Origin of the sequence: Yoonia sp. R2-816, assembly GCF_046762905.1 — a bacterium.
GTDB lineage: Bacteria > Pseudomonadota > Alphaproteobacteria > Rhodobacterales > Rhodobacteraceae > Yoonia.
This window is the reverse complement of the sequence record NZ_JBKQXN010000185.1, coordinates 118,457-141,276: the sequence shown is the minus strand read 5'-3', so window position 1 is coordinate 141,276 and position 22,820 is coordinate 118,457. Positions and strand designations below refer to the sequence as shown.

Genomic DNA, 22,820 nt, shown 5'->3' with positions numbered 1-22,820 from the left:
AGATCGTTGCAGTTTCTGGCCCCGGATGGATCACCCATGCTGGTTGATATCCTTTTCGTTCTGGGCGGCCTGACGGCCCTGGTCCTTGGTGGCGATGCGCTGGTGCGCGGGTCCGTGGCCGTGGCCACGCGCGTCGGGCTTTCCCCGCTGGTGATTGGCCTGACGCTGGTCGGTTTCGGGACCTCCGTGCCGGAATTGATGACCAGCCTGATCGCTGCCTTCGACGGCTTGCCCGGTATCGCGCTGGGCAATGTGGTGGGTAGCAATATCGCCAATATCCTGCTGATCCTGGGTCTTTCTGCGGTGATCGCCCCTGTTGTAGCCGGTGCCGTCATTGGCCGGGATGGCTGGATCATGCTTGGCGTGACCGCCTTGTGCGCCGGCCTGATGCTGATGGGGCAGGTCGGTCGGGTCGCCGGGCTGGTCTGCGTTGTGCTGTTGGCGATCTATCTGTTTACGACCCTGCGGCAGGGACAGCTGGAGCCGGTCGCCGATATCCCGACCGAGAAAAAGCCGCTCTGGTATGGCTTTGGCTTCTTTCTCGCCGGTCTTGTCGGTGTGCTGATCGGGGCAAAGCTGCTGGTCGATGGGGCGAGTGCTATCGCGGCGGCCTTCAATGTGTCGAACGCTGTCATCGGCCTGACAGTTGTGGCCGTCGGTACGTCGTTGCCTGAACTCGTCACCTCGGTCATTGCCGCGCGTAAGGGGCAGGGTGACATCGCCGTTGGCAACGTCGTCGGTTCCAACATCTTCAACGTGTTGGGCATTCTGGGGATCACGGCTGTGGTGCATCCGCTTGACGTGCCTGCAGATATGCAAGGGCTCAGCCTTTGGGTGCTTGTTGGCGCGGCATTGGCCCCGGCTGCGATCATGCTGGCCTTTGGTCGCATCACCCGACTGGCAGGCGTTCTGATGGTGCTGGCCTATGCCGGATATACCGCCGTACTTGTCATAGGGACGTAAGCGGGCAAAAAGCTCAGTCGATTTACCGTTGTCGGTTTTTTTGCTAATATCGCGGCATTAGTAAAAAGGATCTTTATATGCCTATTCGCCTGTTTGCCGTGGGAAGCGGTGGTTTTGAGTATCGGCGCACAAGTATCAGCGTCGGCGAGGTTTTCGAGATGGCAAATATGGCCAGCGTCATGACAGCACCCAGTCGGGCGCACGCGGCAATTGCAGCCGCAGATGCCGAGGTGAATACATCCGGGCTCGAGCGCGCATTGACCGCGATGAGCGATATTCAACAGCTTCACCATTTCCGCGATGCCTGTACGACGATGCAGGCAGGCGGTGATATCATTCTGTCGTTTTCGTTTCGCAGTAGCAATTTGATGTGGGTGGACGATTCAGCACATCGCAGTTTTCGCTTGACCAACCGCATGGCAAACCCGGCTTGGCATATCCTCAATCGCATCCAGCCAGCCATGGAACGCACCGGCATGCAGGGTACTGGTGTGTTGATGAGTATTGCAATCGTCTTTAACAGCTTCCTGCAGCACGAGGCGTCGCCTGGTGGCAGCCCATTTCGCAACCCCGACCGGCCCACCAATTATCGCGGTGATGCACGGCTGAATTTTCAGTTCAGTGACTAGGGCCTGTCATCGGGGCGGTTTAGGCTGAAAACCTCGCGGATGACCGAGTAATCGCGGTAGCCAAGGCGGGTGAGAGGGTTGTATGTCGTCACGTCAAACTTGCCATCGACAATGCAATCATCGCGCAGATGCACGCCTGTGACCTCACCAAACACGGCAAAATTTGCCTCACCCGGCAGCTGCACGATCTGCGTCAGCTTGCATTCCAGCGTCGCGGGGGTGTTCGCCACGCGCGGGCAGTTGATCGTCTCACACTCTGCCTTTTCGACGCCGGCCAGCGCAAATTCATCCGTCTCACGCTCCCACGGGCCTGAGGTCTGGTTCATGATCTCGCGGGCGGCGTATTCGACGATGTTGACCGCAAACACACCCGTATCGCGGATGTTGGCCACACTATCCTTGGTATCACCCCTGTCAGGCTTCGCACTGGTTGAGGCAAACATCACCTGCGGGGGAACGTAGGCTACCGCGTTGAAGAATGAATAGGGGGCCAGATTGTCCTGCCCGTCTGCGCCGCGCGTCGCAATCCAGCCAATCGGGCGGGGCGAGACGACAGCGTTGAACGGGTTATGCGGCAATCCGTGACCATTTTCGGGTTTGTAAAACATCAAGCAGCCTTTTCGTCAGGTTTGCCAAGGGGTAGCGTGGCGCCAAGCCCTTGGCCAGACGAAAGATAAATGCAGCGAATATCCATCCAATTGGCCAGGGAAACGCCAGATGACTGGTGGGAGGTCGAGGCGCTTTATGACCTGTGCTTTGCGCCGGGGCGGACCGCATTGTCGTCCTATCGGCTGCGCGAGGACGTGCCGCCCATTGCGGAACTCTGTTGGACGGCGCGTGATCCCGACTATGTGCTGGCCGGGGTGGTCCGCTGCTGGCCTGTGAAGGTGGCCAATCAGGCGACCATTCTGCTGGGTCCCATCGCCGTCCACCCAACGCGCCAAGGCGAAGGGATCGCGGCCTTGCTGATCTACAAGATCATAGAAGCTGCCAGTGATCTGGGCTGGCCGCGCGTGTTGCTGGTGGGTGACGCGCCTTATTATCAGCGTTTCGGGTTTCAGCGGCTTCACGGTGTCAAAATGCCACCCCCCACCAACCCGGACCGGGTGCTGGGTCTGGCACTGAAAGACGCGGCGTGGGACGGGGTACGCGGCCCGGTTTGCAAGGCCAGTGATTGCAATTCGACAGGCTGACCCCATCTTAGGGAAATGAGCGAACCTGATATTATTGTCGAAAAAAACGATAAACCCGAAGCATCACGCGCCCTGTCAGCAGAGGCCCGCGAGCAGATTGCCGAAATTGCCCGCAGGCAACGCAAGGCCAAGGGCGTCCTTATGCAGGCCGTCAACTTTGTTGGTGGGCAGGTCGAGGATGGCCTGAAACTGCTGCCTCAAAAGGTCCGGCTGCAATTGAACGAAGTGGCGCGCAAGGCCCTGCGTCAAAGCTATGACGTGGCCGCGAAGTCGCGCGATGGGATGGGGCAAAGGATCGCGTCGGATCGCGCGCATAAGGTCATGGGCACGGTATCGGGTGCGGTCGGTGGTTTTGGCGGCTTGCCCACAGCGATTGCGGAGCTGCCCGTGGCCACAACGCTGATTTTCCGTGCGGTTCAAAGCGTGGCTGCGGAATACGGCGAAGACCCACTGTCAGAAGAGACGCGCTTGGAATGCCTGGCCGTCTTTGGGGCCGGTGGCCCCGGGTCAGATGATGACGGGGTCGATACGTCTTTTGTCGGCGCGCGGTTGAGCCTTTCGGGCGTGGCAGTGAACAAGCTGATCAGCAAGGTGGCCCCGAAATTCGCGGCAGTGCTATCGCAAAAGCTCGCCACTCAGACGGTGCCGGTTCTGGGCGCCGCTGCGGGTGCTGGCACAAATTACGCCTTTCTCGATTACTATGTCTCGATTGCCCATGTGCATTTCGGTTTGCGCCAGATGGTGCGCAATCATGATGAGAAAGCGGTGATTGACGAATTTCACCGCGTCCTCGCCGCTGCTGATCTGCCTCAGACCTGATAGACCAGCCAATCGGCCACGGCCCGCCGCACGGATTGATCGCCATTGGCAATGGCGTCGTCCATCACGGCTTTGACCTCTGACAGATCGACCCGGCGCAAGAGGTGTTTGACCGGTCCGATGGAGGCAGGGCGCATCGATAGGCTGCGCAGGCCAAGCGCGGCAAAGCACAGTGCCTCGACCGGGCGACCGGCATCCTCGCCGCAGAAGGAAAGCGGCGTATTGTGGACCTCGCAGCGCTTGATCACCCGCTCGATGAAAGACAGGAAACTGACATCAAGTGTGTCATAACGCTTGCGCACCCGTTCATTTTCGCGGTCTGCGGCAAAGAAGAACTGTTTCAGGTCATTGCCACCGATCGAGACGAAATCCACCTCATCAAAGAAAGCATCGGGCGCAAAGGCCAGCGATGGCGTTTCCAGCATGGCCCCCACTTCCAGACTGGACGGCAGGGGGTGCCCCAGAATTTTTTCCCTTGCGATGGCTTTGTCCATCTCGGCCTTGGCATCGCGGAATTCCCGGATCTGGGTAATGAACGGGAACATCACAGCAAGTGGTCCGCCATTCGCGGCCCGCAGCAAGGCCTGCAATTGCATGCGCAAGACACCCGGTTTGTCGAGGCCCACCCGTATCGCACGCCAGCCCATGGCCGGGTTCGGTTCATCATTGGGCTTCATATAGGGCAGAACCTTGTCCGACCCGATATCCAGTGTCCGGAACGCCACACGCTTGCCCGCGGCGGCATTCACGACACGCGAATAAAGCGCGGAAAGCTCGGCCCGCTTGGGCATCTGGTTGCGGATCAGGAATTGCAGTTCTGTGCGGAACAAGCCAACCCCTTCAGCACCCGACCCAGCCAGCGACGGCAGATCAGCAATCAGGCCAGCATTCATCTGCAGCGATATGACATTACCACATTTGGTTTCCGCAGGCAGATCACGGATCGAGGCATAGCGTTCCTGCGCGCGGGTCTGCATCGCCAGTTTGTCACGAAACGCAGCATGAACGGTATCGTCAGGTCGCAAATGGGCGATGCCCTGTTCGCCGTCCACAAGGATCGGGTCACCGTTCAGCGCCTCGCGGACAACCCCCTTGGCATTGATGACCAGCGGGATCGCCCAAGCGCGGGCAACAATGGTCGCATGGCTCCCGACAGAGCCTTCTTCAAGCACGATGCCTTTCAGCTTTTTGCCGTATTCCAGCAATTCGCCGGGGCCGATATTGCGCGCCACGAGGATCGGGTTGTCGGGCATATCGGCCTTGGCGTCGGCCCCCTGACCGGTGAGGATCCGCAACAGACGGTTGGACAGGTCATCAAGGTCATGCAGGCGCTCGCGCATGTAAGGGTCAGCGGATTTCGACAGCCGGGCGCGGGCCAGCGACTGTTCCTTTTCAACGGCAGCTTCGGCGGACAACCCGTTTTCGACATCGGCCTTCATGCGGCGCAGCCAGCCGTCTGAATTGGCAAACATGCGATACGCTTCAAGAACCTGAATCTGATCCGTGTCCGCCGACCGGGCCCCGACGAGCATATTGTCGACCGCCTTGCGCAGTTCCTCAATCGCGGCATAAAGCCGGTCATTCTCCTTTTCAGGATCGTCCGAAATCGGGTTTGTGACCACGACACGGGGTTCATGCAGGAACACCTTGCCCTCGCTGGCCCCTTCCTGCGCGACAGAGCCACGCAGCATCACGGGCTGCTGGTGACGGGCGGACAAGGCAGCCCCTTCGCCAACAAACGCGCCAAGTTCGGTCATTTCAGCGATGACCATGGCGACAATTTCGAGGGCATAGACCTCATCAGGGGTAAACTTGCGCGCGGCCTTTGATTGGACCACCAGCACGCCAAGCACATCCCCTAGGCGCTGGATCGGTACGCCGCAGAACGACGAAAACCGTTCCTCGCCGGTTTCCGGCATATAGCGGAACCCTTTTTCGGCGGGGGCGTCCGCGGTGTTGATCACACTGCGGCTTTTGGCTGTGCGGCCTACAAGGCCCTCGCCCAATCGCATCCGTGTCTGGTGAACCGCCTCGCGTTCCAATCCTTTTGTGGCGCACAGCTCCAGCGTTTCGGTATCGCGAAACAGGTAGATCGAACAAACCTCGGTCTGCATCGAATTGGCGATCAGGTTCACAACCGAATCAAGCCGCGCCTGACCCTCGTTGTCCGCTGCCAACGCCTCGCGCAAGCGGCCAAGCAGCTTGCGGCTTTCCGTTTCCAACCGATGTGGCATAAGCCCCCTTTGAGCAGACCACCCTGTGAGACGGGTTAGCCTGCCTTTTCCAATTCGAAAGCATCATGAAGGGCTTGCACAGCAAGTTCCATGTATTTTCTGTCAATCAGGACGGAAATTTTTATCTCGGAGGTTGTAATCACCTTGATGTTGATACCCTCAGCCGAGAGTACCTTGAACATCTTGGCGGCGACACCCGTATGGCTGCGCATGCCGATGCCCACAACGGAAACCTTGGCAACGCCTTCATCGGCGACCAGATCATGAAAGTTGATCTCGCCACTTGCTTTCGCTTCCTGCATGGCTTTTTCAGCGCGCAGCACCTGATCGGTGGGGCAGGAAAACGTCATATCCGTGCGTCCCTCTTCCGAGATATTCTGCACGATCATGTCCACATTGACCCCCGCATCTGACAGCGGGCCAAAGATCGCGGCGGCAATGCCGGGCCGGTCCGCGACCGAGATCAGGGTCATCTTGGCCTCATCACGGGAATAGGCGACACCGGCGACAACGTTGGATTCCATGATTTCCTCCTCATCGCAGACAAGCGTTCCGGCGCTGTCCGATGGTTCTTCGAATGATGACAGCACCCGCAGGCGCACCTTGTAGCGCATCGCCAGTTCAACCGACCGGGTCTGCAGGACCTTTGCGCCAAGGGACGCCAGTTCCAGCATTTCCTCAAACGCAATCCGGTCCAGCTTGCGCGCCTTCGATGCGATGCGCGGGTCCGTGGTATAAACGCCATCCACATCAGTGTAGATATCACAGCGTTCGGCACCAAAGGCGGCAGCAAAGGCTACTGCGGTCGTGTCAGACCCACCCCGCCCCAGCGTTGTTATCCGGCCTTCGGGGCTGATCCCCTGAAAGCCCGCGACAACGGCGACCTTCATACCTTCACCGAATTTGGCGGTGATATTGTCCGTCGGGATATCCTCGATCCGGGCGCTGGAATGGGCGGATGTGGTCATGACCGGCACCTGCCAGCCCTGCCAACTCCGCGCCGGGATATCCATCTCCTGCAGCCGCAGCGCCATCAATCCGGCGGTCACGTTTTCACCCGACGACACGATCGCATCATATTCGCGAGCGTCATAAAGCGGCGATGTTTCCTCGACCCAGCCCACCAACTCGTTGGTCTTGCCCGACATGGCCGAGACGATGACGATCACGTCATACCCGTTGGCCACCTCAACGGCCACACGCTTTGCCGCGCGTGCGATCCGGTCGAGATTGGCAACGGACGTGCCCCCAAATTTCATCACAAGCGTCGGCATCAGTCTTCCTAAGGAAACGAGGTACTTGGTCGGCGTTCCCTTTAAAGAGGCCGGGGGCGAAGGGCAATCGGTTAGTAGGGGTGCGCCTGACCGTCCCAGGTTTCGAAACAGCCAGCCGTTTCGGGGCCAAGTGCGGCGAAACGGTCTATCAACCCGCGCGCGCTTTGCTCTGTGCTGATCGCAGCGGCTGAACCGCCCATATCCGTGCGCACCCAACCGGGGTGATAGATGCCAACGCTAATACCCTCCGGCGCCAGATCAGCGGCAAGGTTCCGGCCAAGGTTCAGCGCCGCCGCCTTGCTGGCGCGATAGATATAGCTGCCACCCGGCGCGTGCGTATGCGATGCCATCTGCGAGGAAATGATGGCGATTTTGGCGTTACCCGCGCGACGCAGATGCGGCAACAGGTGCTGGATCGCCAGAAACACACCCGTGACATTCGTTGCAAATCCCTGCGCCCACATGTCAGCGGGATATCCGCCATTCAATGATTGGCCCTTGTCGGGGTAAATGCCCGCATTGCAAATCAGCAGGTCAATCGCGGTGTCTGCCAGCAACGTGGCAAGCCGGGCATGCGACGCAGGGTCGGCCACATCCAGTTCACGCATCGCCCCTGCATCCGGTTGCCGGTGCGTGCCGATAACAGTTGCGCCCGCGTCAGCATAACCATCGAACAGGGCCTTGCCGATGCCACGACTGGCCCCGGTAATCAGGATCGTCATCTATGCTTCCCCTTGTCTGGGATCAGTTCGTTTTCTTGCGCGGCACGAATGGCAGCGGCATGACGGGAATACCGTCATCAACCAGTTTCTTGGCATCGTCCAGCTTGGCCTCACCATAGATGGGTCGTTCCGGCACGATACCATCATGCATATCACGCGCCTCTTTCGCAAAAGAGGTGCCGACATAGTCGGAATTCGCCTCGACCTGCTTGCGAAGCTCGGCCAAAGCGGTCTCAGCTTTTTTGGGCACCGTGATGTCCGACGATGTGCTGACCGACGGTGCCATGACGGATTTCGTCACCGCTGTTGATCCGCAGGAGGTGCAATTGATCATACCTGCTGCCACCAGCTTGTCGAACGCGGCGCCGGACTGAAACCAGCTTTCAAAGGCATGGTTCTGGTCACATTTGAGGTGAAAACGGATCATGGCCTTAGTACCTGTACATCTGGACCGTTAAATAGGGGTTTTCGCGACCCATGCAAGTTTTGCCTACTTACGCAGCTTATGCGGGGCAAAGGTGGCGACGATGTGTTTCAGCTGGGGTTCCGACAGCTTTTTTGCCGCCTTTTTCGCGCTGAACCACTTGCGCCGCCGCTGGTGTTTTTCCGGCCACTTGCTGTGAACGTGAAGGACATGCACAGGATAGACCATCACGACAATCGGCGCCCCGTCAACCTTGAGCGGCTTGCTATAGGTATAGACCCCGACACAGTGATCAATAGCATCGCCGCTGACCCCGGCCTCTTCCATTGCTTCGGTCGCGGCGGCCAGGGCCGGTGTCTGTTTGTGCATCGGCCAGCCCTTCGGCAGGATCCAGCGCTGGCTGTTGCGACTGGTCACAAGGCAGATCTGCAACTGATCGTTCTTGATCCGCCAGCAAAGTGCCGCAAACTGCGCCCGCACATCGGTTTTCCGCCCGGTCCGAAATTTGAGGGGAAGCTGTTGTGCAGGTGATTTCGCCATGGTTCCGATCGTAAATTGGGTTACATCCCTGACATGTCTGCAGTTATTCACGCGTCACGAGGCCCGGCAACCCCCTTGCCGCGATTTATCGGGTCCGAGATCTACCGCCATTCGAGCTATGGCGCGTGGCACCCACTGCGCGTCCCACGTGTGTCGACGGTCATGGATCTGGCCCGCGCGATGGGGTGGTTGCCGCCTGCGCAGTTCATCAACAGCCCCCGTGCCAAGCCTATTGCGTTGCATGGGTTTCACACGCCGGAATATGTCGTCGCCCTGCAGGCCGCTGAAGACGCGCAAGCCGTGACCGATCATGTCCGCGAAAGGCACGGACTCGGCACACCATCCAACCCTATCTTTGCAGAGATGTATCGCCGTCCCGCCACCTCAGCCGGTGCGGCTATGCTGGCCGGTGAACTGCTCGCCAAGGGCGGTGTCATCTATACCCCGGCGGGCGGCACCCATCACGGGCTGCCCGACCGGGCGAACGGGTTTTGTTATCTGAACGATCCGGTGCTTGCGATTCAGTCCTTGCGCCGCAATGGCGCGCGCCGCATCGCCTATGTCGATATCGACGCGCATCACCCGGACGGGGTGGAACATGCCTTTGCCGATGATCCCGACACGCTGCTGATTTCCGTGCATGAGCAGAACAGGTGGCCGCGCACCGGCGCGCTGACGGATCGCGGCGCGGGCCAAGTCTATAACCTGCCGGTCCCGCCCGGCCTGCACGATGATGACATGGCGCTGATCCGCGATCAGGTGATCCTGCCGCTGGTCGCAGGCTTTCGGCCCGACGCCATCGTGCTGCAATGCGGGGCCGATGCGGTGGCCGAGGACCCGCAATCGCGCCTGACCCTGTCCAACAACGCCCACTGGGCGATTGTCGCGGCGCTGGGCACGCTCACCTCGCGCTATCTGGTGCTGGGTGGCGGTGGCTATAATCCCTGGTCTGTCGGCAGGCTCTGGACCGGCGTCTGGGCCACCCTGACCGGCGCCGAGATCCCCGACACACTGCCAGACGCTGCACAGGATGTGTTGCGCGCCTTGCGTTGGGATGGCCCGAAGCGGGCGCGCCAGCCGCAGCCGCACTGGATCACGACCTTGCGGGATGTGCCGCATAACGGTCCGATTGATGCGGATGTGCGGCAACGCGCCGATGCCCTGATTGCACGCGCAAGGGCATGGGTCTGACCCTTGCCATGCCCGCCTAACCGCCGGATAGTCGCCGCATGAAGGCGCGCATTTTCACTTTTGTTTTCTGGCTGATATTAGCGACCGCCACCAACGCGGAGGTCGTGGTTTTTGCAGCCGCAAGCCTGAGAGAACCACTGGATGCGATGGCCGCAGATTTCGGTGACGTCACTCTGTCTTACGGCGGCAGCGGCACGCTGGCGCGTCAACTAACCTTGGGTGCACCGGCGGATGTCGTTGTGCTGGCCAATGATGAATGGATGCAGGCACTTGTCACATCCGGACGGATCAGTGCGGACGGGATCGTCGATCTGGCCAGCAACCGTCTGGTGTTGATAGGTGCTGCCGACGCACCAGACGTACCGCTGACCGAGCCCGGTATCGGCACCGCCTTGAGGGACGGCCGCATCGCCGTTGGCCTGACAAACGCGGTCCCTGCGGGAATCTATGCCAAGGCCGCCCTGACATCGCTCAACCTCTGGCCCGCCTTCGCTTACAGGCTGGCCGAAACCGACAACGTCCGCGCTGCCCTGACACTGGTGATCCGCGGACAGACACCGCTGGGCATCGTCTACGCCACCGACGCTAGGGTCAGCGACGCGGTCCGCATCGTGGCGACCTTTCCCGCCGACAGCCACCCGCCCATCCGCTATCTCGGGGCCGTGACATCGGACAAGGCAGACGCAGGGGCGTTTCTGGCCTATATGTCCTCGCCCGCCGGACGCGCGCATTTCGCCGCCGCCGGATTTCTGCCGCCACAGGACCTGACGCAATGATGGAAAGCCTCGGGCCAGCGGAATGGACCGCGATCTGGCTGTCCCTGCGGGTGGCCGTGGTCGCCACGATCTGCGCGCTACCCGTAGCGGTTGCTGTGGCCTATCCGCTGGCGCGCAAGCAGTTTCCGGGTCGGCAATTACTGAACGGGCTGGTCCATATGCCGCTGGTTCTGCCGCCTGTGGTGACCGGCTACCTGCTGCTGGTTCTGTTCGGTCAGACCGGCCCTATTGGCGGGTTCCTCAATGATACATTCGGGATCACGCTGGCATTCCGCTGGACCGGGGCCGCGCTCGCCGCCGCAATCATGGCCTTCCCCCTGATGGTCCGCGCGATCCGGCTCGCGATCGAGGCTGTCGACCAAGGGCTGGAAGAAGCCGCATCAACCCTCGGTGCCTCACGCTGGCGGATATTCAGCACGGTCACCTTGCCCCTGATCCTGCCGGGTGTTCTGGCCGGCGCCATCCTCGGTTTTGCCAAGGCGCTGGGCGAGTTTGGTGCGACAATCACATTTGTCGCCGCCATCCCCGGCCAAACGCAAACCATTCCATCGGCCATCTACGGGCTGCTGCAGGTACCCGGCGGTGAACCGGCGGTGGTCGGCCTCGTCGTCGTCTCGGTCATTCTGGCCATGGGCGCACTGCTGATATCCGAATGGCTGGCGCGGCGCATGGCCCGGCAGGTGGGGCGCTGATGCTGCAGGTGAGAATCACAAGGCGGCTGGGTGATTTCACCCTTGATGTGGATGTCACAGCACCCGCAGGCGTGACCGCGATATTCGGGCGGTCAGGGTCGGGCAAGACATCCTTGGTCAACGCCGTGGCGGGCTTGCTGCGACCAGACGCAGGGCGGATCGCCGTCGGTGATCAGGTTTTGTTCGACAGCCAGACCCGGCAAAACCTGGCCCCGCAAAAGCGCCGTGTGGGCTATGTCTTCCAGGATGCGCGGCTGTTTCCGCACATGAACGTACAACGCAATCTGACCTATGGTGGCGACCACGATGCGGCGCGGGTGATCGAGGTGCTGGGGCTGGGTGATCTGTTGCAACGGCGCCCGGCGGGTCTGTCGGGCGGCGAACGCCAGCGGGTGGCACTTGGCCGCGCCCTGATGTCCGATCCGCAGATACTGCTGATGGACGAACCGCTTGCGGCACTCGACGCACCACGCAAGGCCGAAATCCTGCCCTATATCGAACGGCTGCGGGACGAGGTGCAGATACCGATCCTCTATGTCAGCCACGACATGTCAGAGGTCGCGCGGCTTGCCAGCACCCTTGTCGTGCTTGAAGGCGGAACCGTCGTCGCATCCGGCCCGGCAGGCGATGTTCTGGCACGCCCCGATGCTGTGCCGCTACTTGGCGTTCGCGACGCCGGTTCGGTCATCATCGCCAAGGTCGCCGGGCGTCTGCTGGATGACGGCCTGACCGAGGTCGCCTTCTCCGGCGGGCGCATCGTACTGCCCGGCAATCTGGGGCGGTTGGGCCAAAAGGTGCGGCTGCGGATCCCCGCGCAGGACGTGATCCTCGCGCGGGAGGCGCCCAAAGGCATCAGCGCGCTGAACGTGCTGCCCGTGACGATCACAGCCATCGAACAGGGGCGCGGTCCGGGTGTGGCAGTCGGCCTGCGGGCGGGCAATGACCAGTTGCTGGCCCGCGTGACCCGCAGAAGCGCCAAACTGATGGAACTGGCGGAAGGCCAGCAGATCTTCGCCATCATCAAGGCAACCGCCGTCGGCCCGGAAGATATCGGCGGCTAACGCGGCAAGGCCTGCGCGATGGCTTCCAGCGTCCGCGCGACCCCGCCCGCATGATCATCATAAAACGCCGTGATCTGATCTTCGGTGACCGGAACCGGGTCGTTGACGGCCCGATGCAATTCCGCCGGTGTCTGGACAAGCTGACAGACCCCCGCCGCAATCGCCTCTGTCGCGGGATATTCGATTGTCCAGATATGCGGCCCGACAATTACCGGCTTTTTCAGCGCCAGCGGCTCAATCACGTTATGCGCACCCTTGGTGACAAAACCGCCACCCACAATGGCCCGGTCGCAAAGGCCCAGATAGAAATACATCTCGCCCATACTGTCGCCCAGCAAGACGTCAACATCAGGCAGCGGACCGGCAGGTGACAGATCGGCATCCAGAAATTCGGACCTGCGGGCAAATCGGATACCCGCATCGCGCAGCATCCCCGCCACCTCGTCAAACCGTTCCGGCGCACGGGGGACATAGATGAAACAGGCATCGCGGCTTTGCCGGATCATATCAATGTACACCTGATCCTCACCCTCGACGACGCTAGTCAGGGTAAAGGTCCGCCTTCCGTTGGTCAGGTCCGCGCGAACACGCGCCGCAGCATCCAGATTCGCCTGCGGGACCGGTTGATCAAACCGCAACTCACCTGTGATATGGATGTTCGACATGCCAGCGGCAGCAAACCGGTCTTTCTGTGCCTGCGATTTCACGAAACCACCCGCGAAACCGGCCAGCAGCGTGGCCCGCAAGCCGCCCTTGTCCTTGTTGTAGCTCTTCAGCGGATATTGCGCATTGCACATGAACAGCGGCACGCCAGCGGCGCGGCAGGCCATGATCATGCGCGGCCAGATCTCGATCTCCATCACCAGCCCGTATTGCGGGGCAAAGCGGGTCAGAAACCGGCGATAGGCAAACCCGTATTCGAACGGTACCCAGACCGTGCGCACCGACCCCTCGGCGATTTCGCTGGCAAACTCGCGCTCCGCCTCGCGCCGCCCGGCCGGGGTGAAATGGGTCGTGACAACATGTTCGCCCCGGGCCAGCAGGGCGCGGATCAAGGGCGTGGCGGACCGCATTTCACCCAGTGACACCGCATGAACCCACACAGCACCCGATCGTGGATCAGGGTAACGACCGAAGCGTTCAGCAATATGCTGGCTGTAAAGCGGGTCCTTTCGTCCGCGTTTCCAAAGATAGATCAGGATCACGGGCATCAGTACCCACCACAGGATGCCATAGACCAACAAGGCGATGCGCAGCTTCGGGGGCGGAAACCTGTCAGCCATCACCGTTCTCCAGCAATTGCAGCAGATCATCAGCCAGTTGGTCCGTTCGGCTACTTGCCTGCGCGATCACGGTTCGGGCGTTTTGCGTCATTTCTTCAATCCTGTCGGATTGCAGCAGGGTCAATAAATCGTCCGCATCACTGATTTCCGCAGCCGCTTCGGCCTCGTCCAGAGCGGCAAAATCATCTGCAAAATTGGCCACACGCGGCCCATGCGCAATGGCGACATCAAGAATTGCCGCCTCCCACGGGTTATGCCCTTCGATCCCGCTGAACGTCCCGCCAATCAGCACCAGCTTGCACAGCCGATAAACCAGCCCCAGATCGCCAAACGTATCACACACCCAGATCGCATCACCTTGCGCAGGCAAGCCGCCATCAGAGCGGAACGTCACCGCCAGATCACATCCCTTCGCGATGTCATCCCGCCTGTCAGGAAAGCGTGGCGCGATGATCAGCAACGCACCGGGATCGGATTTGCAAAGGCTCTCATGCGCTGTAATGGCAATCGCTTCATCTGCGGGATGCGACGGGGCGACCGCCCAGACGGTCCGGCCCGCCAGCGCGGATGTCAGTGCGGCCAGTTCGCCTGCATCACATCCCAGCGGTGGCGCGGCAGGCTTCAGTGATCCGGTGACCGGAACCGTGGCAGGGCTGGCAAGCGCCGTCAGATGTGCCGCCGTGCTGGCATCCTGCGCGGTGATCATGTCCATCGCCCGATAGACATCCCGGTACAGTGATGCAGCCCGCCGATGCGACCTGAACGATGCCTCGTTCATCCGGGCCGCGACAATGGCCTGCGGGACACCGCGCGCGGCCAGATCGCTGACAAAACCCGGCCAGATATCCTGCTCGGCCCAGACCGCCAGATCGGGGCGAAATTGATCCAGAAACCGGCGACGATAACCCGTTGCGTCAATCGGCAGAAACTGGTGGATCGTGCAGGGCGGCAGGTTTCTGGCGAAGACCTGTGCCGACGCGGCCGTGGTAGAGGTCACCAGAAACCGCGCGGTTTCATGTTTCTCCGCCAGACGGGCAATCAGGCCACGCAACGACAACACCTCGCCCAGCCCCACCGCATGCAGCCAGATCAGCGGATGCCCCGGATGCGGCGCCAGCCCTTGTCCCAGCTTCTCCCGCCAGCGCGCCGGGTCCTCCTTCCCGCGCGCCAGACGTTTGCGCAGCAGGCGGGGCGCGATCAGCGAAAAGCCGTGGCTGGCCAGCAGATAAGCCCGCAACAACCAGCCACGCCGCATCTCAGCCCGCGGCATCGTGAAAGGTTTTCTGCATCGGCGCGTCCCAGAACGCCTCGGATTGCAGGATGCTCACGAACCTTTCCGCGGCACTGCCCCCGCCAAAAGCATCATGGCGCGGATAAGACTTACCCCATTCGCCGGTCAGGAAATCACTGATCTTCTGCGTCTCTTCGGCATCGGCAAAAAACACCGACGGGGCCTTTGCCCTGTTCGTCTGGCGGGTGCCAATATCAAGCGACGGGATGCCGATGAACGGGGCCTCGCGCACGCCCGCCGACGAATTGCCGATCATGGCGGATGCGTTCTTCATCAGTTCCGAAAAATGGGCAAACCGCATGGAGGGCAGCACGCGAAACCGGTCCGCCGGAAGCTGCGCGATCCGCTCAAAAATCGCCGCTGACCCCGGATCATTATTGGGGGCGATCAGCACGAAACTGCGGCCCGACGCATCCAGCGCATCAAACAAGGCCTTCGCCTGCGCGCCCATCGTGGCGGCTTCCGACGTGACAGGGTGGAACACACAGATCCCGTAATCATCAAACGGGATCGCATAACGTTCCTTGACCTCAGCCAGCGAAACGCCGGTCGGACCGGCATGAAAATCCAGCTCTGGCGATCCGATTGCATGAATATGGCTCGCCGCTTCGCCCAGCGACATCACTCTGCGCGCCGCATCCTCCGACGACACGAAATGATAGGTCGCCAGTTTGCTGTTACAATGGCGGTAAATCTCATCAATCGTGCCCGACACTTCGCCCCCTTCGATATGGGCGCAGCGGACATAGTTGGTGGCGCAGACAAGGGCGCAGGCCAGCGCCTCGACCCGGTCGCCATGGATGATGACCAGATCAGGGGTGTGTTCCTGCACGAAATCCGAAAACCCCATGACGGTCTTGGCCAGAATCATATCCTGCGGATCACCCTCGCGCTGGTTGAGAAACTCATGCACCTGCACGCCGCTGGTGCGATGCACCTCCAGCTTGGTCAGTCCGTACCGGTCCAGCATATGCATGCCGGTGACAAAGAAACTGACCGCGAACCCCGCATCCCGCGCCGCGATGGCAAGCGGCTCCAGCTTGCCGAAATCAGCGCGGGTTCCTGTCACGAAAAGAAGTTTGCGGGAATTCGCCACGACACCCTGTCCTTATTTGTTTCATCCGGGTTAATGGCAATCGGGCTACGGTGCAACGCGCAGCGACGCTCAGTGCCGTTGAAGATACCACCATTTGCCGACCAGATTGCGTAAACGCAGCAGGTAGTTCGGCAATCGCTTCCATTTCGGGAATTTGCGAACTTCGGAAAACCCGGTCCCTGTAATCGTGCTTTCATTGCCGTCATCGACATGGCTGGGAAATGGCTCTAACCCGTAGTGCCGGAACCGGTGAACAAAGATGCGATCAAGCTCGTGGTCGATGGGCCGGGTGATCGGAAGCATCCGGGGAAGCAGACGTTCGGCCAACCCGCGCGTGATGAGATATGCCCCAAGGCCGGTTGCTGACCCGACATAGGCGTTCAGCGTGTAGGAGCCGATCTCTCCGCGTTGTGTGGGATACTGCGCCCTTATCTTGTTGAGTTTGAGAAAGTCCCAACGGTCCTTCTGCGCAAGTGCAGCGTTCACCGCATCAACAAAGTCATCATGAAAAACTACGTCGTCTTCCAATATCAATGCCACATCCTGGTCCGTTTTCAGGAAGGCCTGCCAGACGCCCAAATGCGAATGGTATGTCCCGATTTCCGCTTTCATGACCTTGCGACCGGTATTGCGTTCAAAGGTCGGAATATCGACGGAGTCAGCAAGTTTCTCCCAATCAACCCGCCCATCGCGCGCCCTGAACCAGTGGTGCTGAAGACCCAAGGCATCAAGGCGGTTTTGCATCGTTGCGCGGCGCTTCTCCGAACGTTCGAGATTGATCAGGTGGATCGGAATAGTATCAAGGCGCTCGCGCATCGCCTAGCGCCCCACGGCCTGCGCACCGATCCGGTGTCGTTCTTCAATCTCGGCCAAGACCAACGGGATTGGACTTGGAAGGTCAGCATTTTCAACCGCTTTAAGAAACTGATCGCGGGCCACATGGTGTGGCGAGTCCTTTGGTTCACCTGAAGAGCGCTTGGTGTGATTAAGCCCTAGTAAATCCATACAGTTAACCTGAAAAGACATATGAAACTCGCTTGTGGCTTCGACATGATTGATGAACTCAAACACATTTTCACGCCACACATCATCTTTTGTCGCTGCGTCTTGCAATGCGTGCGATTGCGCCGTTTGCGCCGCATTTTTGTAGGCAGCATAACCGAGTACCTTGTTCAGATAATCGCTGGGCTTTTGGCGTAACGCGTCAAAAAAATCATCGAAACGGATCAGCGTTCCGATTGACAGTCCACCGGATTTCATCGCCTCGGTGAATTTCAACTCGCCTCGACGGATGGCATTATACTTGAAACTGGACGGCAGATAACGATCCCAGAAATCTCGAAACGCTTTTGATGAAATGGCCTTTGCATTGAACCAATAGAAGTAGGATTGCAGGTGCTGCGGGCGTTCAGACATCGCCTTTCGCCGCTTGCCAAATGGCCGGATGATCATTCCCATTAGATCGTGCTGAGATCTTTCCATGCGGGCCAGCGTCGTGTCATTTTCAAACACCGGCCACCACATGCTATCGTTCAGGATCACCATCGCATCCAGCGACAGATCGCTGTCCTGAATGAATCTCACGCCGTCACGATAGCCCCCGAAATCATACCCGAAATTCGGCCTTTCCATGATCTTCCATGTCACGGGTTTGAGCCGTTGTTTGGATTCATCCGAAAGCGCCGTGTTCGACACCAAAAGAACCGCATATCCGTGTCGTTGCAGATGCTCACAGGTGACCAGGGTCGACTCGGCAAGCTTTTTTGGCTGATAAATCAGATAAATAGCCACCTTCCGGTCGACTGGCTGTTCTCCATTTGTCATCCTGATATTGGTGTGGAAGTCGCGATCGTGGGCGTATTTCCAGTAAATCTCGAACGGGTAAAGCAGTGCCGCCCGAAGCTGATCGACCGGTCGCTTCAACTCGCGTTTCAGCTTTCTTTTGTCGAAGCTCACGCGAGATCGCCCCACTTCAACTGCGTATTGTGCGTGACAGCGCGCGTCAGCGTCTTCCCCACCACCTTGTCAAAATCATACCCCGCAATTTCGCCCGATCCAGGGCGGCGGGCCCAGATGTCGGCTTCGCCAATGACATGACCCGCCGGCAAGTCCTTGTCAGCCACAACCGACGCGCGGGCGAAGCGGTAGACATCATCTTCGGCGGTTGTTCGTTGCTTGGGGTTCATCAGCGCCGTGTGAATTTCGCGCGACCGGTCGATGATGTGGCGCAGTTCTGACGGGTCCATGGAATTGATTATATCGGGGCCCTTGCGATAGCGGGTATCGGTATAGTGCCGCTCGAGGATGCTTGCCCCCAGCGCAACCGAGGCCAGCGCCATTTCAGGCCCGATGGAATGGTCCGAGAACCCGACCACGGCGTTTGGAAACGCCGCCTTCAGGTCAGTCACACCCTGAAGCGATACGATTTCGGGCGGCGACGGATACAGGTTGGTGCATTCCAGCAGCGCATAATCAATCCCCGCCTGATCCAGGATATCGACCGACGCCCGGATCGTCTCGATACTCTGCATGCCCGTCGACATGATCACCGGTTTACCCATCCGGGCGATATGGCGGATCAAGGGCAGGTTATCGGCCTCGCCCGATCCGATCTTGAAGGCAGGCACGTCAAGGTCATTCAGAAAATCGGCCGCCGCCCGCGAGAACGGGGTCGAGATCCAGATCATGCCTAGGCTTTCGGTGTACCGCTTCAGCTCTGCCTCATCCTCCAGCGACAGCGCACAGGCGGCCATGACATCCCAGATCGACACATCTGCATTGGGCGGAAAGATCGATTTGGCCTCTTCGGTCATCTCGTCTTCGATAATGTGGGTTTGATGCTTGATCATTTCGCAGCCCGCACCGGCGGCCAGACGCACCATCTCCTTGGCCACATCCAGATCACCGCCATGGTTGATCCCGATCTCGGCAATGACAAGCGGCGGGTGTGTCGGCCCGATCTCGCGTCCCGCGATTTTCATCCTGCTACTCCTGCATCCAGTGTTGATGGATATCTATGTGGTTTGACGCGGCGGAGCAATTGGCCCCGTACCATTGCAATACGGTGCACGATGGGCCAAGTGACAGGGAAACGTGTATGGTCAGGCCGCGATGATCCGAAGAGTGCTTCAAGTTCTGGAAGAAAAGGAACGCGCCTGGCGCAATTCCTTTGGCCATGACATCACCAACCCGGCAGAGCGCCGGAAATCCACATGGCACGTGAACTGGCTGGATCACGGGATCCTGCGCAAGAACTGGCACAATTTCGAAGAATTCGCGCCCGGCGCCTATAGGTCCAACCACCCTGATCACAAACGGTTCGAACGGTATGCCGCGATGGGGATCAAGACCGTGCTCAATCTGCGCGGCCCGGCCACGCAGCCGCATTACCTGTTCGAAGTTGAAAGCTGCGAGGCGCTAGGGCTGAACCTGGTGACAACCCAGATGGCCGCCCGACGCGCGCCGACGGTTGATGAACTGACCCGGTTGCTTGATGCTTTTGAGACAATCGAACGGCCTTTTCTGATGCATTGTAAATCGGGCGCCGACCGTACCGGTTTGGCTGCAGCGATCTACTTGATGCTCTATGAAGACACCCCGCTGGAGGTCGCCCAAAAGCAACTGAGTTTCCGCTATATCCACGTTCGTCGCAGCGAAACTGGCATCCTCGATCATTTCCTCGATGTCTACGCCGCCCGCATCGCCCAATCACCCATCGCGATTGATGAGTGGATCAGGACGGAATACGATCCAAATGCCCTGACCAAGAGCTTCAGAGCCAAGCAGAACGCATTGTGGTTCTGGCAAGGCTGGCGCTAGGCCGGATCGCGCAGACCTTCGGCAATCTGTTTGCCCAGAAGGTACTCAATCACGTCCCAGTCAAACGGGCTGTCCACGTCCAGCCCCCGTTCATTCGGCACGACCAGCGGGATCACGTGCCCTTCAAACAGGCTTTGCGCGCTGCGCAGGTAGTCCGGCTTGACCACGTAAACCAGGCCCACATGGTCATAAACCATCGGCGCCTGTTGCCGGGCAACGACCCCATGCGGCAGCGGTTTGGATACATGCAGCGCGCCTGACTTATCCAATTCCAGCATATTGAAATACGGGTTTTTGCGGCTTTCGCAGCAGGACATGACCATATCCGGCGCGGCGCGCGCGAACAGGTCCAGCCCGGCCTCGATATCCTCAGGCAGGCGCAACGGCGATGTGCAATCAAGGTCCAGAAATGCAGTCGCAGGGCCCGTCTGCTTTTCCACCTCGCCCAGGGCATGCTGCCAGACATGCCACTTGGCCGCCGTATCCGTGGCCAGTTCCGCAGGACGCAGACCGATATCAAGACAACCGCGCTTGATCGCGTGCTCATACATCTTCTCTGAATCCGTGGACACGACCACATGATCCACCCGTTCGGTGGCAAAAAGCTGATCCAGCGACCAGTCGATCAGATGCTTGCCACGCAGCATCCGGAAATTCTTGTTGGGCACACCCTTGCTGCCCGCACGTGCGCCGATATGGCCGATGATCATCGCTGGTTTTCCTTCTCTTCGTCCCACAATTGGCTGATGGGCGGGTCGGGGTCAATCCGGGGTCAGGGCGCGATCAGCCGCGCCGCATCAAGGATGGAATAAACCTGCTTGCCTGTGGCAGCAGTGATCGCATCTGCATAGGGCGGCAGGTTGCCGCATTCCAGCAGGATGGCGCCAAGATCGGGGGTTTCGTCGCATAACATCAGGGCACGCGCCACCGCCGCATCCGCAATCCCCTGCCGGTCAATTCTGGCCGGCTGGTCCGATTTCCGCACAAGGATCGCCTGCGCAAAGGCCGGGCAATCTTCCAACCCGGCAATCCTGACCTGATCCGGCACGGCCCCTGCGGCCCCCAATGCCTTTGGCCCAAGCTGCTGGCGCGATGCGGTCAAGATCCCCACGGGCCTGTTGCCATGGGCAGCACGGATCAGCGGGAACAGGGACAGGGCGGACACCATCACCGGAACGGTGACCGCCGCCGCAATCCTGTCCTGCACGCTGATAAGAAAACCGCAGGTGGAGGTGATCGCGACAGCACCCGCCGCCTCCAATTCCTGCGCGGCCAGACAGAACGCGTCGACCAGTTCAGGACTAGGTAACCCATCGCGGACAATCTCGGGGCTGCCCGCATTTTCGACGACCCGCAGCCGGGCAGGGCGGTGGTAACTGTCGGGATTACCTGCATCCGCAATCACCCGCTCAAACGCGGTGTCCAGCATCAGCACCCCGATGAACCCGGTCATCGGGTCAACAACTGCTCTGGTAACCACGTTGCCAGCCCCGGAAACACCACCAGAACGCCTACCATCAGCACCATGATCCCGAACATCGGCAATGCGGCCTTGGCAATATATGTGATGTCGTGTTTGGTCATGGATTGCAGGACAAACAGGTTGAACCCGATGGGCGGGGTGATCTGGGCCATCTCGACCACCACGACGATAAAGATGCCAAACCAGATCAGGTCGATGCCTGCCGCCCGGATCATCGGCTCAATAATCGCCATGGTCAGGACGACCGCCGATATCCCGTCCAGAAACATCCCGATGATGATGTAGAACACCGTTAGGGCGGCGATCAGGGCCACCGGTGACAGATTGAACGTGGCGATCCACGCGGCCAGCGCGCGCGGCAATCCGGTGAACCCCATGGACAGCGACAAAAAAGCAGCCCCCATCAGGATCAAGGCGATCATCGCACTTGTGCGCGTGGCCCCCAGCAGGCTGTCCATAAACGTGTCCCAGTTCAGCGATCCTTGCAGCGCGGCGAGGATCAGCGCGCCGATCACGCCAAACGCCGCAGCCTCGGTCGGGGTGGCATAGCCTGTATACATCGACCCGATCACCACGACGACCAGCGCAATCACCGGGATCAGCAATGTCGAGTTCTTCAACGCCGCGGCAAAGCCGATACGCGGTTCCGGTTCGGGCCGCTCGCCCGGACGCAGATAGTACCACGCCACGATATAAGCCATGAACATCGCTGCCAGCACCAGCCCCGGCAGGACACCCGCCATGAACAGCTTGGTGATGCTTTCCTTGACCGTCACTCCGTAGACGATCAGCGTCAGCGATGGGGGTATCATCAGGCCCAGCGTGGCGGCCCCGGCGAGCGTCCCCACCGTCATGAACTCCGGATAGCCGCGTTTCTGCAACTCCGGGATCGACATCTTGCCTACCGTTGTCAGCGTCGCCGCCGACGATCCCGAGACAGCCGCAAACACCGTGCAACCGACGACATTGGTATGCAGCAACCCGCCCGGAATGCGGGCCAGCCACGGGGCCAGGCCTTTAAACATATCCTCCGACAGGCGGGTCCGATACAGAACCTCGCCCATCCAGATGAACAAGGGCAGGGCGGTCAGTGTCCAACTGCTCGCACTGGTCCAGACGGTGATGATCATCGCATTGCCCGGATTGCGCGTCGTGAACCCGACCATCCCGATATAGGCGACCCCCATCAGGGCCAGCCCGACCCAGATCCCGGTGCCCAGCAGAAAGAACATCACGAACAGAAAGATCCCGATCTTCAGCGCAACCGCATCGCGATCAAACCCAGTCATCGCCTGCACCCCGGCATAGACCACCAGCAGGACGACCCCCA

General features: G+C 60.0%; 24 protein-coding genes. 9 read left to right on the top strand and 15 right to left on the bottom strand.

The annotated features are described in order from the left end of the window. The first annotated feature begins 36 nt into the window (after positions 1-36). Positions 37-963 carry a calcium/sodium antiporter gene (locus tag ACFWW2_RS10115; RefSeq protein ID WP_393927902.1) on the top strand — a complete coding sequence of 309 codons (927 nt, stop codon included), beginning with the start codon at positions 37-39 and terminating at the stop codon, positions 961-963. Positions 964-1,040: 77 nt separating this feature from the next. Further along, the gene (locus tag ACFWW2_RS10110) at positions 1,041-1,592 is read left to right on the top strand and encodes a hypothetical protein (protein WP_393927901.1); all 552 of its coding nucleotides are present in this window, start codon (positions 1,041-1,043) and stop codon (positions 1,590-1,592) included. Here ACFWW2_RS10110 and ACFWW2_RS10105 read toward each other — a convergent pair. Further along, the gene (locus tag ACFWW2_RS10105; RefSeq protein ID WP_393927900.1) at positions 1,589-2,200 is read right to left on the bottom strand and encodes a flavin reductase family protein; all 612 of its coding nucleotides are present in this window, start codon (positions 2,198-2,200) and stop codon (positions 1,589-1,591) included. The two genes, ACFWW2_RS10110 and ACFWW2_RS10105, sit on opposite strands and share 4 nt — an antisense overlap. A gap of 69 nt (positions 2,201-2,269) precedes the next feature. On the opposite strand from ACFWW2_RS10105, the gene ACFWW2_RS10100 reads away from it, so the two are divergent. Both ACFWW2_RS10100 and ACFWW2_RS10095 read left to right on the top strand, forming a co-directional pair. After that, entirely contained in the window at positions 2,270-2,785 is a 516-nt protein-coding gene (locus tag ACFWW2_RS10100; RefSeq protein ID WP_393927899.1) for a GNAT family N-acetyltransferase, read from the top strand. A 15-nt stretch (positions 2,786-2,800) separates the two neighbouring features. After that, positions 2,801-3,604 carry an EcsC family protein gene (locus tag ACFWW2_RS10095; RefSeq protein WP_393927898.1) on the top strand — a complete coding sequence of 268 codons (804 nt, stop codon included), beginning with the start codon at positions 2,801-2,803 and terminating at the stop codon, positions 3,602-3,604. Here ACFWW2_RS10095 and ptsP read toward each other — a convergent pair. The 5 genes from ptsP to ACFWW2_RS10070 form a co-directional block, all read right to left on the bottom strand. Further along, on the bottom strand, positions 3,595-5,838 hold the full coding sequence (gene ptsP, locus ACFWW2_RS10090; RefSeq protein WP_393927897.1) for a phosphoenolpyruvate--protein phosphotransferase: 2,244 nt from the start codon (positions 5,836-5,838) through the stop codon (positions 3,595-3,597). The genes ACFWW2_RS10095 and ptsP overlap by 10 nt on opposite strands. Positions 5,839-5,873: 35 nt before the next feature. After that, positions 5,874-7,112 (bottom strand): aspartate kinase, encoded by a 1,239-nt coding sequence (locus ACFWW2_RS10085; RefSeq protein ID WP_393927896.1) that lies wholly within the window; start codon positions 7,110-7,112, stop codon positions 5,874-5,876. A 71-nt stretch (positions 7,113-7,183) separates the two neighbouring features. After that, positions 7,184-7,834 (bottom strand): SDR family NAD(P)-dependent oxidoreductase, encoded by a 651-nt coding sequence (locus ACFWW2_RS10080; protein ID WP_393927895.1) that lies wholly within the window; start codon positions 7,832-7,834, stop codon positions 7,184-7,186. Positions 7,835-7,856: 22 nt separating this feature from the next. Next, positions 7,857-8,261, bottom strand: coding sequence for a DUF1178 family protein (locus ACFWW2_RS10075; protein ID WP_393927894.1), 405 nt, complete (start codon positions 8,259-8,261; stop codon positions 7,857-7,859). A gap of 63 nt (positions 8,262-8,324) precedes the next feature. Next, positions 8,325-8,798 carry an NUDIX hydrolase gene (locus ACFWW2_RS10070; RefSeq protein ID WP_393927893.1) on the bottom strand — a complete coding sequence of 158 codons (474 nt, stop codon included), beginning with the start codon at positions 8,796-8,798 and terminating at the stop codon, positions 8,325-8,327. A gap of 33 nt (positions 8,799-8,831) precedes the next feature. Between ACFWW2_RS10070 and ACFWW2_RS10065 the strand changes: the two genes are divergently transcribed. Genes ACFWW2_RS10065 through modC form a run of 4 tightly spaced genes read left to right on the top strand, consistent with a single transcriptional unit; the run spans position 8,832 to position 12,518 of the window. Next, a complete protein-coding gene (locus tag ACFWW2_RS10065; protein ID WP_393927892.1) occupies positions 8,832-9,989 on the top strand; it encodes an acetoin utilization protein AcuC in 1,158 nt (385 codons plus the stop codon). Between the two features lie 38 nt (positions 9,990-10,027). Then, positions 10,028-10,765, top strand: a complete 738-nt coding sequence (gene modA, locus ACFWW2_RS10060) for a molybdate ABC transporter substrate-binding protein (protein ID WP_393927891.1) — start codon at positions 10,028-10,030, stop codon at positions 10,763-10,765. After that, positions 10,765-11,457, top strand: coding sequence for a molybdate ABC transporter permease subunit (gene modB / locus ACFWW2_RS10055; protein ID WP_393928160.1), 693 nt, complete (start codon positions 10,765-10,767; stop codon positions 11,455-11,457). Before modA ends, modB begins: the two co-directional genes overlap by 1 nt. Beyond that, positions 11,457-12,518, top strand: coding sequence for a molybdenum ABC transporter ATP-binding protein (modC, locus tag ACFWW2_RS10050; protein WP_393927890.1), 1,062 nt, complete (start codon positions 11,457-11,459; stop codon positions 12,516-12,518). Before modB ends, modC begins: the two co-directional genes overlap by 1 nt. On the opposite strand, the gene ACFWW2_RS10045 is transcribed toward modC, so the two are convergent. The 6 genes from ACFWW2_RS10045 to ACFWW2_RS10020 form a co-directional block, all read right to left on the bottom strand. Continuing rightward, positions 12,515-13,801, bottom strand: coding sequence for a 3-deoxy-D-manno-octulosonic acid transferase (locus ACFWW2_RS10045; RefSeq protein ID WP_393927889.1), 1,287 nt, complete (start codon positions 13,799-13,801; stop codon positions 12,515-12,517). The genes modC and ACFWW2_RS10045 overlap by 4 nt on opposite strands. Next, complete coding sequence (locus tag ACFWW2_RS10040; RefSeq protein ID WP_393927888.1) at positions 13,794-15,071, bottom strand: 3-deoxy-D-manno-octulosonic acid transferase; 1,278 nt, start codon at positions 15,069-15,071, stop codon at positions 13,794-13,796. Before ACFWW2_RS10040 ends, ACFWW2_RS10045 begins: the two co-directional genes overlap by 8 nt. Continuing rightward, positions 15,058-16,188, bottom strand: coding sequence for a UDP-N-acetylglucosamine 2-epimerase (gene neuC, locus ACFWW2_RS10035; RefSeq protein ID WP_393927887.1), 1,131 nt, complete (start codon positions 16,186-16,188; stop codon positions 15,058-15,060). The genes ACFWW2_RS10040 and neuC overlap by 14 nt, the downstream gene beginning before the upstream one ends. A gap of 69 nt (positions 16,189-16,257) precedes the next feature. Beyond that, complete coding sequence (locus ACFWW2_RS10030) at positions 16,258-17,004, bottom strand: glycosyltransferase family 25 protein (protein WP_393927886.1); 747 nt, start codon at positions 17,002-17,004, stop codon at positions 16,258-16,260. 3 nt (positions 17,005-17,007) lie between these two features. Continuing rightward, on the bottom strand, positions 17,008-18,144 hold the full coding sequence (locus ACFWW2_RS10025) for a rhamnan synthesis F family protein (RefSeq protein WP_393927885.1): 1,137 nt from the start codon (positions 18,142-18,144) through the stop codon (positions 17,008-17,010). Beyond that, entirely contained in the window at positions 18,141-19,169 is a 1,029-nt protein-coding gene (locus tag ACFWW2_RS10020; RefSeq protein ID WP_393927884.1) for an N-acetylneuraminate synthase family protein, read from the bottom strand. Before ACFWW2_RS10020 ends, ACFWW2_RS10025 begins: the two co-directional genes overlap by 4 nt. A 130-nt stretch (positions 19,170-19,299) precedes the next feature. On the opposite strand from ACFWW2_RS10020, the gene ACFWW2_RS10015 reads away from it, so the two are divergent. After that, on the top strand, positions 19,300-20,007 hold the full coding sequence (locus ACFWW2_RS10015) for a tyrosine-protein phosphatase (RefSeq protein ID WP_393927883.1): 708 nt from the start codon (positions 19,300-19,302) through the stop codon (positions 20,005-20,007). Here the strand turns inward: ACFWW2_RS10015 and ACFWW2_RS10010 are convergent. From ACFWW2_RS10010 to ACFWW2_RS10000, 3 genes are all read right to left on the bottom strand, one after another. Continuing rightward, the gene (locus ACFWW2_RS10010) at positions 20,004-20,717 is read right to left on the bottom strand and encodes an acylneuraminate cytidylyltransferase family protein (RefSeq protein WP_393927882.1); all 714 of its coding nucleotides are present in this window, start codon (positions 20,715-20,717) and stop codon (positions 20,004-20,006) included. The two genes, ACFWW2_RS10015 and ACFWW2_RS10010, sit on opposite strands and share 4 nt — an antisense overlap. Positions 20,718-20,779: 62 nt before the next feature. Further along, entirely contained in the window at positions 20,780-21,460 is a 681-nt protein-coding gene (locus ACFWW2_RS10005) for an aspartate/glutamate racemase family protein (protein WP_393927881.1), read from the bottom strand. After that, positions 21,457-22,779 (bottom strand): TRAP transporter large permease, encoded by a 1,323-nt coding sequence (locus ACFWW2_RS10000; protein ID WP_393928158.1) that lies wholly within the window; start codon positions 22,777-22,779, stop codon positions 21,457-21,459. The genes ACFWW2_RS10005 and ACFWW2_RS10000 overlap by 4 nt, the downstream gene beginning before the upstream one ends. Positions 22,780-22,820: the final 41 nt, after the last annotated feature.

What these genes read in the sequence shown, in the direction of transcription:
- ACFWW2_RS10115 (WP_393927902.1), top strand. Translation starts at nt 37, where the DNA reads ATGCTGGTTGATATCCTTTTCGTTCTGGGCGGCCTGACGGCCCTGGTC.
- ACFWW2_RS10110 (WP_393927901.1), top strand. Translation starts at nt 1,041, where the DNA reads ATGCCTATTCGCCTGTTTGCCGTGGGAAGCGGTGGTTTTGAGTATCGG.
- ACFWW2_RS10105 (WP_393927900.1), bottom strand. Translation starts at nt 2,200, where the DNA reads ATGTTTTACAAACCCGAAAATGGTCACGGATTGCCGCATAACCCGTTC.
- ACFWW2_RS10100 (WP_393927899.1), top strand. Translation starts at nt 2,270, where the DNA reads ATGCAGCGAATATCCATCCAATTGGCCAGGGAAACGCCAGATGACTGG.
- ACFWW2_RS10095 (WP_393927898.1), top strand. Translation starts at nt 2,801, where the DNA reads ATGAGCGAACCTGATATTATTGTCGAAAAAAACGATAAACCCGAAGCA.
- ptsP (WP_393927897.1), bottom strand. Translation starts at nt 5,838, where the DNA reads ATGCCACATCGGTTGGAAACGGAAAGCCGCAAGCTGCTTGGCCGCTTG.
- ACFWW2_RS10085 (WP_393927896.1), bottom strand. Translation starts at nt 7,112, where the DNA reads ATGCCGACGCTTGTGATGAAATTTGGGGGCACGTCCGTTGCCAATCTC.
- ACFWW2_RS10080 (WP_393927895.1), bottom strand. Translation starts at nt 7,834, where the DNA reads ATGACGATCCTGATTACCGGGGCCAGTCGTGGCATCGGCAAGGCCCTG.
- ACFWW2_RS10075 (WP_393927894.1), bottom strand. Translation starts at nt 8,261, where the DNA reads ATGATCCGTTTTCACCTCAAATGTGACCAGAACCATGCCTTTGAAAGC.
- ACFWW2_RS10070 (WP_393927893.1), bottom strand. Translation starts at nt 8,798, where the DNA reads ATGGCGAAATCACCTGCACAACAGCTTCCCCTCAAATTTCGGACCGGG.
- ACFWW2_RS10065 (WP_393927892.1), top strand. Translation starts at nt 8,832, where the DNA reads ATGTCTGCAGTTATTCACGCGTCACGAGGCCCGGCAACCCCCTTGCCG.
- modA (WP_393927891.1), top strand. Translation starts at nt 10,028, where the DNA reads ATGAAGGCGCGCATTTTCACTTTTGTTTTCTGGCTGATATTAGCGACC.
- modB (WP_393928160.1), top strand. Translation starts at nt 10,765, where the DNA reads ATGGAAAGCCTCGGGCCAGCGGAATGGACCGCGATCTGGCTGTCCCTG.
- modC (WP_393927890.1), top strand. Translation starts at nt 11,457, where the DNA reads ATGCTGCAGGTGAGAATCACAAGGCGGCTGGGTGATTTCACCCTTGAT.
- ACFWW2_RS10045 (WP_393927889.1), bottom strand. Translation starts at nt 13,801, where the DNA reads ATGGCTGACAGGTTTCCGCCCCCGAAGCTGCGCATCGCCTTGTTGGTC.
- ACFWW2_RS10040 (WP_393927888.1), bottom strand. Translation starts at nt 15,071, where the DNA reads ATGCCGCGGGCTGAGATGCGGCGTGGCTGGTTGTTGCGGGCTTATCTG.
- ACFWW2_RS10030 (WP_393927886.1), bottom strand. Translation starts at nt 17,004, where the DNA reads ATGCGCGAGCGCCTTGATACTATTCCGATCCACCTGATCAATCTCGAA.
- ACFWW2_RS10020 (WP_393927884.1), bottom strand. Translation starts at nt 19,169, where the DNA reads ATGAAAATCGCGGGACGCGAGATCGGGCCGACACACCCGCCGCTTGTC.
- ACFWW2_RS10015 (WP_393927883.1), top strand. Translation starts at nt 19,300, where the DNA reads ATGATCCGAAGAGTGCTTCAAGTTCTGGAAGAAAAGGAACGCGCCTGG.
- ACFWW2_RS10010 (WP_393927882.1), bottom strand. Translation starts at nt 20,717, where the DNA reads ATGATCATCGGCCATATCGGCGCACGTGCGGGCAGCAAGGGTGTGCCC.
- ACFWW2_RS10005 (WP_393927881.1), bottom strand. Translation starts at nt 21,460, where the DNA reads ATGACCGGGTTCATCGGGGTGCTGATGCTGGACACCGCGTTTGAGCGG.
- ACFWW2_RS10000 (WP_393928158.1), bottom strand. Translation starts at nt 22,779, where the DNA reads ATGACTGGGTTTGATCGCGATGCGGTTGCGCTGAAGATCGGGATCTTT.